This is a genomic window from Silvanigrella paludirubra, assembly GCF_009208775.1.
Taxonomy (GTDB): domain Bacteria; phylum Bdellovibrionota_B; class Oligoflexia; order Silvanigrellales; family Silvanigrellaceae; genus Silvanigrella; species Silvanigrella paludirubra.
The window spans coordinates 771783-784863 of record NZ_WFLM01000002.1; the positions used below are offsets into that span (position 1 = coordinate 771783).

Consider the following 13081-nt stretch of genomic DNA (forward strand, 5'->3'; position numbering starts at 1 on the left):
TATTTACGATATTTGTCGCATTATAACGTTCTGAAATAACTACAACTACTTTATTTTAAAAGGAAATTTTATGTTACTACCCCAACTAAAACCACTTCATATTAGCCATAATAATTCTGGTGCAAATCTAAACGCAGATCTCGCTATCATTATAATAGATGAAGTAGACATAGAAAAGGGAAATATAAAATCAGCAGAGCTTCAAAAATTAGATTCTGAGTTCGGCGGTACAATTTCAAGTCTAATTTCATTTGGTGATTTTGAAGGAAAATGGTTACAAAATTCTAGCTCAATTGCAAATATACAAAAAATTGCTAAGAGAGTTTTGTTACTTGGAGCTGGAAAAAAACAAAATTATTCTGCAGCACGAGCTCGTCAGTTAGGAATTAAATCTGCTGAAATCTCTTTAGCATCAAAGTCTCAAGCTGTTGCTTTTTATTCTTGCTCCTCATTAATATCAACAAAGGAACAAATTGTTCAAAGTAGCCTCGGATTTAATATGGGTATGTATAAATATCCAAATTCAAATATGAAACCCGAAGCGATTCAAGAAAACGAAAAACCAATTCAGCTTCATTTTATTAACTCTATTTCTGGATGCAAAGAAGCTTTAAATCAATCTAAATATATTGAAGAATCCATTAATATTTGTAGACTTCTTCAAGACGCTCCTCCAAATATAGGAACACCTAAATATGTTTCAGAACATATAATGGAAAAGGCAAAAAAAGCAGGTCTCCAAGTTGAAGTATGGGGAGCTCAAAAACTTCGCGAAAAAGGGTTTAATGCTATGCTTGCTGTTGCAGGCGGAAGCGCTCAAGAACCTCAATTTGTTGTGGTAGAATACACACCAAAAAATTATAAAAAAACAATTGCATTTGTCGGTAAAGGTCTGACTGTAGATACAGGTGGATTTTCAATTAAGACCCCTTCAACATCTCAAGAATCTATGAAATACGATATGTCAGGCTCGGCAGTTACTTTAAGTTCCATTTTAGCAATTGCAAAACTTCAATTGCCAGTTCGTGTTTTTGCAATAGGAGCTCTTTGTGAAAATATGATTGATGCACATGCTTATCGTGTTGGAGATGTATTAACATCCTACTCAGGAAAAACAATTGAAGTTTTAAATACAGATGCAGAAGGACGCATTGTATTAAGCGATGCACTTCATTATGCTGCAAAAGACTTAAAACCAGATTATATCGTTGAGTTTTCAACTTTAACTGGTGCTATGATTACTACTTTTGGCCACATTGGAGCAGGTGTTTTTGCTTTTGATAAGGAACTTGAAAAAATTGTTATGGAAGCTTCAGACGCCACTGGCGAAAGAGCTTACCCTCTCCCAATTTGGGATGAAGTTGCTGACGATACAAAAGGTTCCATTTCTGACCTAGCCAACATAGGTAACACAAGAGGCTCTGCTGGCAGTATGGTTGCTGCCGCATTTTTAAATGAATTTGTAAATGATATTCCCTTTGTTCACATAGATATCGCTGGTGTTGCAAATGATAATCAATCTATTGGTTATCCTAAAAAACAAAGCGCTGGATATGGTGTACAACTTGTAACAGAAATTGCTAAAATATTATCAAAATAATTAAATTTAAACTTAAATATATCTATATAATTAATTATATAGATATATTTAAGCAATTTTTATATTTTAAAATTACTTTTAAAACTTCAACTTTTAAAAGAATAAGTTTTTTCTTTATCAATTTTTTTCCTATAAAATCAAATAAAATTCAATATTTCAAAAATATATAATACGGCATATTAATTGCTTACAAATTTTTACTTATAAAATTTTATGTTTTATAAGCAAAAATATCAAACAATAATTATGGAAGATTATATGGAAATAAATTTAGGAAATTATAATTTCATAGGAATATATAAAAAAGATATAAATACATTCTTTAATCTTTTTAAAGATAATTTAATTTTTGAAGACTTATGCAAAGAATCAATAGACAAAATTTTAGAACTTGAAAGTCAAGCTAATAAAATTAAAAATGAATTTTCTCAATTCATTCAAAAAAGCAGAAAAGAACTAGAAAACGACAACAAAACAGAAAATTTAAATAAAATAAAATTAAGCATTCAAAACTACAATAAATATCACTTTGAATATTTAAAAAAACTAAAAGAAAATGATTTATTTAAAAATTGGGAGGAAAATTTTAATAATATTAACAAGTTTTTATTATCTCTTTTTTGGGAAAATGAAGACCCCGATATTTCTCAGGAATGTATAAATAATTCATTTATAAAATTCTTTTATTTCATGAAAAAAGAAATAAGAAATATTGATGAATTAAATTCAATCATAGTTTTTTTAATTTATTTTCAATTTAAATATTTTAATGAATTTCTGAATCAAGAATCTTTTCAAGATTTAAAAAAACACTGTGATATTCATGATGAAATTGAAGAAAAAAAATTGGAAAAAATAAATATAATCATTTCTATTCTTAATTCTATAGAATCTGCTATTACAAATCAAATTAAACACCTAGAAAACTCTAAAAAACAGGCTGTAAAAAATCTTTCAAAAATAGTTTTAACAAAAATTAAATATAAAATCAAAGCAAATAACCAAGAAACAAATATAAATCAATTAACAAAAAACAAATTTTTTTTAGATAAATTAACAGAAAATTTAAACCCATTTTTCTCTGTAATATTTAATAATGGATTTTACGAAATAGAGAAAAAATGTAAATATATGCCAGAAAATTTAATTAATATTTCCATAAATGAATTAATTAACGATATTAATCATATTTTTATAAAAATATCAAAAAGTAGACAAGATACTTTAACATCAAGATTAAATACTGCAAGTGATTATTTTAGCCCCCAAATAGCTATTGCACAAAATTACATGAATAACCTAGACTTAGGCAACATAGATAAAGGAAGCCATATGGAAATTTATCTTTGTAATGAGCTTAAAAAATTAGACTTTTTTGATGTAAGTTTAAAATTGCCGCGCGGTATTAATACTGAAAATTATTACTATGAAATCAAATTAAAATCTCAAAAATCAAAATTAAATGATATTCATTTCTTTTATTCAAGCGATAAAGAGATGGTAAATTTTTATATTGATAAATTTGATCCAATATTTAATAATTTATTGCAGAAAAATTTAAGAAAATTAATCCCTAAAAGAAAACAAGATATTCAGACTTACCATAACAATATAAACAATCAAAAAAATTATTCTTTTCAAAATTTTTTAAACTATACAATTTCATTATATAAAAATTATTTTTCCATTAAAGAAAAAAAATATTTAAATAAAAAAACTAGCCATGGATTTCTATTTTTCAATGACTTTAAACAATTAATAGGAGAAGGAAGTAAATTAAGGGCGGATAAAATAAAATATATAAAAGAAATGGTATATAATCTGGAATCTAATAAAAACTTAATGCCTAATGAAATGTTTAATATTGTTCAACAAGCTTATAAAAAAATAGAAATAAGCTCAAAAAAACATAAACTAATTAATATAGAGAGTTTATTTAAAACTACTTTAAACCATCATTTAAAAACAACTCTTGAAAATATTAACAAATTTAAATCAACAATGAATTCATAAAAATAGATTTAATGAGATACTTGTACTATAAAAAAGCGCCCTTGCAAAAAATTTGCAAGGGCGCTTTTTGAGCAAAGAAGCAAAAGAGATTCTTAACGCTTGGAGAATTGGAAACGAGCACGAGCAGAACGTAAACCATATTTTTTACGCTCTTTGATGCGCGCATCACGAGTAATAAGACTAGAAGCCTTAAGAATAGAACGGAATTCTGGGTTCATGTTAAGAAGCGCATGAGTAATACCATGACGGATTGCTCCCGCTTGACCAGAAAGACCACCACCAACAACAGTAACGCGGATATCAACCTTACCTAAAGTTTGAGTAAGATTTAAAGGTTGCTCAACAACCATGCGTGAAGTTGGACGCTTGAAATAATCTTCAAGAGTGCGGTGATTGATTGTGATAGCACCTTTGCCATCTCTTACCAAATAAACACGAGCGATAGATGTTTTACGTTTACCTACGCCAGATACATATTTAACTGCCATTTTAGGCTCCCTCATTTAAATCGCTTATTAGTTTTTAAGTGTACGCTCTGGTAATGCTTCCGGATTTTGAGCAGTATGTGGATGCTCAGCGCCAGCATATACTTTAAGGTGACGGTAGCACTCATTACCCAAACGATTGTGTGGAAGCATTCCCTTAACAGCTAGCTCTAATAAACGCTCTGGTTGAGAAGCGCGAATTTCAGCAGCAGTTTGGGTTTTAAGACCGCCAAAAAAGCCTGTGTGACGGTGGTAAAGCTTAGTAAGCTCTTTATTTGAAGAAAGAACTACTTTCTCAGCATTAATAACAATAACGTTATCACCCATGTCCATATGAGGCGTGAAAGTTGGCTTGTGCTTGCCGCGCAGAACATAAGCAATTTGAGTTGCTAAACGTCCAAGAGTTTTACCTTCAGCATCAACAATAAACCATTTCTTCTGAATTTCAGAAGCTTTGGCAGAATAAGTTTTCATATTAGATCTCCACAAAACAAAGACAGAATTTATTAATAAATTCTTGTAGTTATAATTCATTCTCTGCGAGTATGCCCTGTTTCAAACTTTTTTAGCTATATGGGGCGTTTCACAACGCAAGTAACTAAAATTATTCAAAAACATAACTACTTATGCCACACATCCCAAAAGGCGTGGAGTTCCTGTAGAAGCAGTGACACAACCTAGCATTCAGAGTAGAATATAGTTCAGTAGCATTAGCCACTTAACAATAGCATTACTCCTTGCGCAAAAATTTGCCGCAGTTGGTGCTTTATAACGGGAAGTTTAGTCGTGGTCAACAGTGAAAATTTAAATAACTCAATAAATCATTCAGTGAAAGTCTCGCCTTACCTTTCTTGCCTGAATTTCATTGTAAAAGCGTCATACAATCTTATAGATGGAGGCGAATCCCAATTTATTGATTTCATTCATGCAAAATCCATAAAACCAGATGATTCCAATTTAAATTTAATTAGAAAATTAATTGAAGAATTCGATTTTTCCTTAGGAGTTCCTTTAGCAAGACAATATTTAAGTTATTTATTATTTAAAGATTTTAATGAAACTTACATGGAATTAAATAAAGAAATTAAATCTATTTTAATTTTAAATGCTAAAAAAGGGATTAATACTATAAATCAAATACCTTCTTCTACTGTTAAATGCTCTCGAGCTTTAATATTATTAGAACAAATAGAAAAAGATATAAATATTGATATTAATTTAGACTATGTTTTTGCTGAAGTAGAAAAAATTGCGTTATCTAATTTATCTTTAAACAAAGAAAATTTATTTGCACCACTTACTTTCTGGCAAGAAGATTCTATTAAATTTGGCTTTTATTCACTATTGAATAAGCTAGAAGCTCTATCTAATTCTTATTTTTATTTTTTAAATCTTAAAGATGAAAACTTTAAACTAAACTTACTTTCAATAAAAGAATCTATTTTAGATAATGATATAAATGATATTTATAATAAATCTATTTTTTTATCTAAATTAGTTAATTTAATAATAAAAAATCAAGTCAATCACAAAAATGAAATTAATTTTGAAAATAAATATTATGAAAATCTACTTTTTATTGAAAGATTATCCTATCAATTATCAAGAAAAAATGAATCCATAGAAAATATTAAATATTTAAAAGATAAATTACATAATCACATGGAAAATAATATCTGCTTAAATGAACTAATTGATGAAGAAATACACAACATAAATAATTCAATATCTAAAGATAATATAACTAGAGCTCGTTTAGAAATGCGTCTAAATGATACAGAGTACCCATTAAGTGTTGCCTATAGAGAATATATTAAATCTGCGCTTCAATATCTTGAAGAGTAGAAGTGTCTTCATAAAATTTTATACCTTTTGTTAACTCTACTTCAGAAAACATGGCACTTTGAAACAAATTCACATGATTCGCTTTACAAAGCTCTAGAACAGCCATAATGACAACAATCAATTCATATCTAGATAAGCAGTCCATAATTAGAACTTTTAAGGTTACATTTTCAAGTTCTTCTAATTTCTTTTTAATCATTTCCATTTTTTGTTGAATAGTAATTTTTTGAGCACGAACAATGACCTTGGGTGTGGATTGATTTGAAAACTTTAACAAAACACGTTCCAAAGAAATAATTAAATCAAAAGGATTTCCCTTGATTGGGTGCTCAAATGCTGAGATTTCTTCATCCCTTCTTTTATACTCCCCAGAAGGAAATATATCCTGTGCCGTTGCATTTAGGGATTGTAAAACTTCAGAAGCCTTTTTTAAGGCTTCAAATTCCATTAATTGTTCAATCAACACCTTACGAGGATCTTCTTCAGAAACCTGATCTAAAGACTCTGGTTCTAAATGAGAGTTATTTTGCAAAACAGGGACTAATAAATTTGCTTTGATTTCAATCAGCTGGGCTGCCATTGCTAAATATTCACCAGCAGTTAAGAAGTCGAGTTCAGGTACCTGCCTTAAAAAACTAAGGTATTGTTCCGTTATAATAAAAATTGGGATATTAAAGATATTCAACTCCTGCGCTTTAATTAAGTGCAGAAGAAGATCCAAAGGACCATCAAAGTTTTCTAATCTAAGGTGCATTGATCTCTACCAGTTGTAAAACGATTTCATCCGAGCAATCATTTTGCTACTAAATGATCGTAATTGAGGATTAAACCTCTGTCGACGAAGGTGTAAAGTCTTTTGAGGCATAGTAAATTATTTTTGTCGCAATTTAGAGTTTTAGTTGCACGATAATATTGCAAGTTACATGAATGAGGTGAATTCATTGCAAAAATATAAATTATTTTTAATTGGTATTGGTTTTTTTTGGATTTTCTCTTGGTGTATTTTCGGAAGTATTTTAGGTGCTGAAGTAAAACTCTTAAACTCAACAGCGGTTACACCCTCAGAATTTATGATCTGGCAAAGAACATTGTTACGTTCAGCGCATGCTCATATGAATTCTATGGGTATTACAACGATTTTAATTGGATTATCAATTCCACACATTAAAAATATGATTTCAGAAAAAAAAATAAAAATGATTATTTTAACAAATTTAGTATCTATTCCTATTTTTGGTTTTGGAATTATTTTAGAAGCTTTTTTTCCTGATATCACAGGAAAAATTTCTCTTATATCTGCTATTTCTGCAATTGGAGGAATATTTTATATTTTAACAATGGCTATATGGTCTTCCTTATTTATATTTTCAGCTATGAAAAAAAATGGATAAAATGAATAATATAAAAGAACATATTACAGATAATACATTTGAAAGAATTATTTTTATTACCAGGCTCAGTGCAATTGGAGATGTAATAATCTCAAGCCATACTATTGTAAAATTAATAATAAATGGTTACTTTCCCGTATTTATAACTTCACATAGCACAAAAGACATAGCTCTTCGAATAAATGGACTACAAGCTTTTATTTGTCATCAAAAAGGAAAAAAAAATTTATATTATTTTAAAGGTAATGAAGTTAATGAAAAAAGTTTTTTAGAAAATATAAATAGTTTAAAAACATTAAAAAAACATTTATATGTTGATTTACAAAAAACATCCCGAAGTAAGAGAGCTTTAAAATTCATTTCAAATGAACTTAATATTAAATTTGAAAAAAAATATTTTATATCCAAAATGACTTTATATCGTATTTTATTAGTGATTTTATCTTATTTTTCTTTTAAACAGAAAGTAAAAGATAATAAATTAAAATTTAATAGAATTCATGAAATCCAAGAAAAACTTATTAAAAATATTATATTAAAAGATAAAAATTCATATGAAAAATTAAATAAAAACCACATTATTTTACAAAATAATAATTCTTTTTTTAACAATAAATTCGATTATATAGCCATATTTCCTGGAGCTAGTGGGTTTATAAAAACATGGCCTAAAGAAAAGTTTCGCGAATTGATTCAAAAAATAGTAAATCAAACAAATTACCATATTATTATTTGTGGATTGACAAACGAAATTTACCTTGGAGAATATTTAGATTATCCTCAACAAACTAGAATTATAAATTTAGTAAACAAAACAACATTAGATCAAACTTTGAATATTATTTCCAATTCAAAATATATTGTTACAAACGACTCCTTTGCTGCTCATGGGGCCGATGTCTTCAAAATTCCTGCAAGTGTATTATTTGGTGCAACCTCACCTTTATTTGGTTTTGTTCCAATTTATGAAAAAATATCTATTGAATATATGAATTTATCTTGCAGCCCTTGTTCTAGACATGGAAAAGGATTTTGCCGATTTAAAAATCTAAAATGTCTTCAAGATATTGATACTTTAAATATATTTAATCATATCTTAAATTTAAAAACAAAAAATTAGTCTAATTTGCATAATGCTTTTTTTATAGATACTGTACCTATTCTTGTAGGGGAAGTCTGGTGAAAATCCAGCGCTGTGCCGCAACGGTAATCATTATTTTTTTTTATGAAAGCCCGATTACCTACAAGAATTCACTCTCGAGCAAGGGGTTACTCATGGACAGATCTCAAGATTTTCAAGAAAATATTGATCAATCGGAAACACGAATGATTAAATGTGTTTTTCCAGAAACCACAAATCATTACAATACATTATTTGGAGGAACCGCATTAAATTGGATGGATGAAGTTGCTTTTATTACAGCAACAAGATTCTCTCGAAAAAAAATGGTTACGGTTTCTTTAGATAAAACTGATTTTCAAAAACCAATTCCAGCAGGGTCATTTGCCGATATTCACGGAATTGTAACTCATGTTGGTAATAAAAGTTTAAAAGTTCAAGTTCAAATTTTTATTGAACATATGTATACGAAAAAAAGAGAATTAGCTGTTAGTGGTACGTTTTCAATGGTAGCTATCAATGAAAATGGCAAAACAACCCAAGTAATTTAATTTTATTATTTTCCAAACTTTTAGCTATTCCACTTTTTTTATTTTAAAGATTGAATCAAAAGAAAAATATTAATATAATAATTTGAACTTATATTCTTGTATCTTAAAAATAAAGAAGCAAAAAATGAGTCATACTAAATATGAATTTATGTCTGAATTATATAAAAATATTCTTGAAAGTAAATATTGTCTAGAATTAACAGAGCCTAATAAAAATAAAGTATACAAAGAAAATTTTCAAGATGCTATTTATCGTGTTGCTCATGAAGTAAACAAATACGATAAAAATAAATTTGCTGAAATGAAACAAAAATCAATACAATTTATTTCAAATAAAGATTTTAGCCCAGCAGGTGGAATATGGAGAGCCGCAGGAAATCCAAGTTCTAAAGTATCTTTTGTAAATTGCACTACACAGGCCCCTGTTAAAGATTCTATCGAAAATATTTTTGGAGAATCATTAATGAATTGGAGCCGTATTGCTTCCTATGGACAAGGGAATGGAATTGATATTTCTGGATTAAGACCAAGAGGGGCTAAAACGAATAATTGTGCTAAGTATAGTACCGGTGCTGTTAGCTTTCTTATAAATTATGATGCTTCAATGCAAGTGATTGGTGCAGAAAATCGCCGAGGAGCAACTAAACCAGATATATGGATTTATCATCCTGACAGTGAAGAATTTATTTCATGTAAATCAGATATTACTAAACTAACTTCTCAAAATATATCCCTAAAAATTGACTCCCATTTTATGAATTGTGTAGAAAAAAATAAAAATATTGAATTAAAATGGAAACGATTAAATAATGAGGTTTTTGTAGGAGAAAAGTTATTTGATAATGACTCGTCAGGCCCAAATATAGAAATAACGAAACAAATAAATGCAAAAAATTTATTTCAAAAGATTGCTTATCAGGCTTGGAAAACTGGGGAACCTGGAATTGAATTTTGGGATAATAGTGAATATTGGTCAAATAGCAATTATCATCCTAATAAAAAATTTCATATTGTATCAACAAATGGATGTTCAGAACAAAAGTTAGATCCATTTAATACTTGTGTATTAGCATCTATAAATTTTTATAATATGCCTCTATATCATGAAAATTGGAAAGATTGGTTAGTAGAAAGAGTTTCATTTGGTATTCGTTTTTTAGATAATGTAATGCTTGCTGAGTATGAGGAAAAAAGATCTCCTCACCCCATTCAAAGACAAAAATTAAAAGAAATGACAAGAATAGGTTTAGGATTCACTGGATTATATGATTGGTTTATAAAAAATAAAATAATTTATGGATCAGAAAAAAGTATCGAAATAATAAAAATAATAATGAGTGTTTTTTCAGAATCCGCTTATCGAACATCAATTGAGTTAGGAAAAGAAAGAGGAAGTTTTACTGAATTTAAAAAAGAATGGTTCACACAAAGCCCATTTATCAAAAGACTTTGTGAATTAACAAATTTAAAATTAAATGATTTTGAATTCATGAGACATGTATGTTGTCTATCAGTTGCACCAACAGGAACACTTTCTATGGTTGTTGGAACAGGAGGGAATGGTTGCGAACCCTCTTTTTCTCCCTACTATGAACGAAAAGAAAGAGCAGTAACTGGTGAATACAGAACACATGTTATTTATGATAATTGTGTATTAAATGAGTTAAAAAGAAAAAAGTTAAAAGTTACAAAGAAAAATATTGATGAAATGATTCAATCCGAAGAGTGGGTTTTTGCAGCATGGAATAAAAATCCTAAAAAAAATATCAATCCAATAAATAAAATTAAATTAATGTCAGAATTGTATAAATATATTGATAGTGGAATTTCAGTTACTTATAACCTTCCTGAATCGGCTACAGTCAAAGATATTCTTGAAATATATTTTAAATCTTGGGAATATGAACTTAAATCTGTCACAGTTTACAGAGATAAAAGTAGAGAAGGCATTCTAAATCATATTTCAGATAATAATAAAAATAAATTAAGTAAACTTGTTTCTTTTAAAAGACCCCAAGAAGTTATATGTGACATTCATCAGACAAATGTATCAGGTCAAAAATGGATTGTACTTGTAGGATTAATTGATAATAGCCCCTATGAAGTATTTTGTGGTCTTCTTCATAAAAATTTTAATCCTTCTATTTATACAAAAGGAAAAATATTTAAAAATGAAAAAAGAAATTATTTTTTAGTTTTAAAAAATAAGGATAAAGAAATAAAATTAGATATAAAAAAATCATTTAAAAATGATGGATCAGAAAGCGCTATGACAAGGCTTGTCTCTTTAAATTTAAGACATCACGTAGATATTAGATTTATAGTACAACAGCTGGTAAAATCTGAAGGAGATATGACAACCTTTGCTAAAGCAATCAGTAGAGTTCTTAAAAAATATATAGAAGATGGAAGTAAATTACATGGTGAAAACTGCCCTAGCTGCCAAAAGGACTCTTTAATTCATCAATCTAATTGTATTGTTTGTAATGAATGTGGTTGGAGCCGCTGCTAATAATATTAATTATTTTTTGACATTAAGGATAAATTTTTCATCTTACTTAAAATTGTATCATTCTAAATTTTCCGATTATTAAAAAATACTAACAAACAACATCTAAAGGATAAAAATATTGTTTAAATATATTTTTGCCATAGTTCTGATACTTTTAAATTTTTATTCACATGCCGCAGAAAATAAGTGCACTAAATGTTATAAATCATGTATTAACAAACCAAATTATAACATTTTAGATTCCGAAGAAGTTATTAAGTTTTTAAAAGAAGGAAAAATATCTATTATTAAGGATCAAGATAATATTTTAAGCAACTCAGATAAGACTTCTTTAAAAAATAATTTATTTTATAAAGAAGGATCATATTATGTAAATCAAAATTTAAGATTTATTCTTATATGCAAATGCTGTGACCAATGCCTTAAAAAAGAATGTTAATTTTCATATTACATTGGATCAAAAGCAATATTTTCAAAAATTGGGATTTTTTCATCAGAAGATTTTCCTTGATAACACCAACTAGGGTTACTATTTTCTGAACATCTTAATTTGCCATTTAATTCATTTAAACTAATTAGATCTGCATTATATGAAAGATAATAGTAACCTAAATAACTTACTTTTAAATACTTATAATCATCATAGTCACTTGATTTTTGAAATTTTATTTTTAATTTAGTCATTTTTTGAAGAAGATCGTAATTTGATATCAATGGCTCATTATCTGCATCTTCCTCCATCAGTAATTCATTATTCTTGCAAATAAACCCCTTAGGCTCAAATACGACAATAGCGGCATTAGATTCATCTCCTTTTACCAAATAGTCATATCTATTTAACCACCATGTTGAGTAGGTCAAAAATTTATTTGAACTTTGAGCTTTTGAATTAAAGAATATTTTATAAGGTTTACAGAAAACAACTAATTTATTTGATTTGTCAAATACAGGATCTGTAATATAAGATGCATAAATATTAGAAATTGAAATAAAAGAAATTCCAATAAATATCTTTTTTGCAACTGAAACAGAATACTTAAACTTTTTCATAAGCACCAATTCTTTCAGACTAAAGATTTTACTCTTGTTACATTTAAACCATTTCTGTAACTAAAGTCTTTAAGCATTTTTTGTGCCATACCTTTCTCTTATAAAAGTAAATAAAAATAATTTTTATAAAGTGAATTTTACTAATGATGACAAAATAAAAAGCATTATTTATAAAAAAATATTATATACAACAAAAAAATTATTAATAATGAAATGTTTACGAGATATGCATTTAAAGAAAATATATATTATTAAAACATATTCATATTTTGTAAAAAAACTTAAACATAAATCATTATTTTTCTTCTTTTAAAAGAAGAAAAATAATGATTCAAAATTAGAACAATTCCTAGAGATGGAAAGAGAATAAGGCAGAAAAATAGACGAAAAAAAAAATCCCACTTCTATTGAAGTGGGATTTAAGATTAAAAGGCTGCGCAGAGCTACTCTCCCACACCTAAGGGTGCAGTACCATTGCCGCAGGCGGGCTTGACTTCGGAGTTCGGAATGGGAT

Annotated in this window: 12 protein-coding genes, 1 rRNA gene and 1 riboswitch; of the genes, 8 read left to right on the forward strand and 5 right to left on the reverse strand. The window is 27.8% G+C overall.

Annotated features, from left to right (window positions below; genetic code table 11):
- The first annotated feature begins 70 nt into the window (after positions 1-70).
- Entirely contained in the window at positions 71-1600 is a 1530-nt protein-coding gene (locus tag GCL60_RS07465) for a leucyl aminopeptidase family protein (RefSeq protein WP_153419786.1), read from the forward strand.
- Positions 1601-1858: 258 nt separating this feature from the next.
- Positions 1859-3613: a hypothetical protein gene (locus tag GCL60_RS07470; RefSeq protein WP_153419788.1), complete on the forward strand. Its 1755-nt coding sequence runs from the start codon at positions 1859-1861 to the stop codon at positions 3611-3613.
- Between the two features lie 92 nt (positions 3614-3705).
- Here GCL60_RS07470 and rpsI read toward each other — a convergent pair whose 3' ends face one another.
- Positions 3706-4101 carry a 30S ribosomal protein S9 gene (rpsI, locus tag GCL60_RS07475; RefSeq protein ID WP_153419790.1) on the reverse strand — a complete coding sequence of 132 codons (396 nt, stop codon included), beginning with the start codon at positions 4099-4101 and terminating at the stop codon, positions 3706-3708.
- A 27-nt stretch (positions 4102-4128) separates the two neighbouring features.
- On the reverse strand, positions 4129-4572 hold the full coding sequence (rplM, locus tag GCL60_RS07480; protein ID WP_153419792.1) for a 50S ribosomal protein L13: 444 nt from the start codon (positions 4570-4572) through the stop codon (positions 4129-4131).
- A gap of 312 nt (positions 4573-4884) precedes the next feature.
- Here rplM and GCL60_RS07485 point away from each other — a divergent pair, with 312 nt between their 5' ends.
- Complete coding sequence (locus GCL60_RS07485) at positions 4885-5943, forward strand: hypothetical protein (protein WP_153419794.1); 1059 nt, start codon at positions 4885-4887, stop codon at positions 5941-5943.
- Here GCL60_RS07485 and GCL60_RS07490 read toward each other — a convergent pair.
- On the reverse strand, positions 5912-6697 hold the full coding sequence (locus tag GCL60_RS07490) for a segregation and condensation protein A (RefSeq protein ID WP_153419796.1): 786 nt from the start codon (positions 6695-6697) through the stop codon (positions 5912-5914). The genes GCL60_RS07485 and GCL60_RS07490 overlap by 32 nt on opposite strands.
- 187 nt (positions 6698-6884) lie before the next feature.
- Between GCL60_RS07490 and GCL60_RS07495 the strand changes: the two genes are divergently transcribed.
- The 5 genes from GCL60_RS07495 to GCL60_RS07515 all read left to right on the forward strand — a co-directional run bounded on the left by GCL60_RS07495 (position 6885) and on the right by GCL60_RS07515 (position 11956).
- Positions 6885-7334 carry a hypothetical protein gene (locus GCL60_RS07495; protein WP_161998122.1) on the forward strand — a complete coding sequence of 150 codons (450 nt, stop codon included), beginning with the start codon at positions 6885-6887 and terminating at the stop codon, positions 7332-7334.
- A 1-nt stretch (position 7335) separates the two neighbouring features.
- Entirely contained in the window at positions 7336-8454 is a 1119-nt protein-coding gene (locus GCL60_RS07500; RefSeq protein WP_161998123.1) for a glycosyltransferase family 9 protein, read from the forward strand.
- 33 nt (positions 8455-8487) lie between these two features.
- Positions 8488-8585: riboswitch (adenosylcobalamin-variant (AdoCbl-variant) riboswitch) on the forward strand.
- 24 nt (positions 8586-8609) lie between these two features.
- Complete coding sequence (locus GCL60_RS07505; RefSeq protein WP_153419804.1) at positions 8610-9005, forward strand: acyl-CoA thioesterase; 396 nt, start codon at positions 8610-8612, stop codon at positions 9003-9005.
- Positions 9006-9129: 124 nt separating this feature from the next.
- Positions 9130-11517, forward strand: a complete 2388-nt coding sequence (locus tag GCL60_RS07510; RefSeq protein ID WP_153419806.1) for a TSCPD domain-containing protein — start codon at positions 9130-9132, stop codon at positions 11515-11517.
- Between the two features lie 118 nt (positions 11518-11635).
- A complete protein-coding gene (locus GCL60_RS07515; RefSeq protein ID WP_153419808.1) occupies positions 11636-11956 on the forward strand; it encodes a hypothetical protein in 321 nt (106 codons plus the stop codon).
- An 8-nt stretch (positions 11957-11964) separates the two neighbouring features.
- Here the strand turns inward: GCL60_RS07515 and GCL60_RS07520 are convergent, their stop codons facing one another.
- Together GCL60_RS07520 and rrf are read right to left on the reverse strand one after the other, a co-directional pair.
- Entirely contained in the window at positions 11965-12567 is a 603-nt protein-coding gene (locus GCL60_RS07520) for a hypothetical protein (RefSeq protein ID WP_153419810.1), read from the reverse strand.
- Positions 12568-12997: 430 nt separating this feature from the next.
- Positions 12998-13081 (reverse strand): 5S ribosomal RNA (gene rrf / locus GCL60_RS07525); the annotation flags it as partial.

Coding starts and splice junctions, on each gene's coding strand:
- GCL60_RS07465 (WP_153419786.1), top strand. CDS start 71: ATGTTACTACCCCAACTAAAACCACTTCATATTAGCCATAATAATTCT.
- GCL60_RS07470 (WP_153419788.1), top strand. CDS start 1,859: ATGGAAATAAATTTAGGAAATTATAATTTCATAGGAATATATAAAAAA.
- rpsI (WP_153419790.1), bottom strand. CDS start 4,101: ATGGCAGTTAAATATGTATCTGGCGTAGGTAAACGTAAAACATCTATC.
- rplM (WP_153419792.1), bottom strand. CDS start 4,572: ATGAAAACTTATTCTGCCAAAGCTTCTGAAATTCAGAAGAAATGGTTT.
- GCL60_RS07490 (WP_153419796.1), bottom strand. CDS start 6,697: ATGCACCTTAGATTAGAAAACTTTGATGGTCCTTTGGATCTTCTTCTG.
- GCL60_RS07500 (WP_161998123.1), top strand. CDS start 7,336: ATGAATAATATAAAAGAACATATTACAGATAATACATTTGAAAGAATT.
- GCL60_RS07505 (WP_153419804.1), top strand. CDS start 8,610: ATGGACAGATCTCAAGATTTTCAAGAAAATATTGATCAATCGGAAACA.
- GCL60_RS07510 (WP_153419806.1), top strand. CDS start 9,130: ATGAGTCATACTAAATATGAATTTATGTCTGAATTATATAAAAATATT.
- GCL60_RS07520 (WP_153419810.1), bottom strand. CDS start 12,567: ATGAAAAAGTTTAAGTATTCTGTTTCAGTTGCAAAAAAGATATTTATT.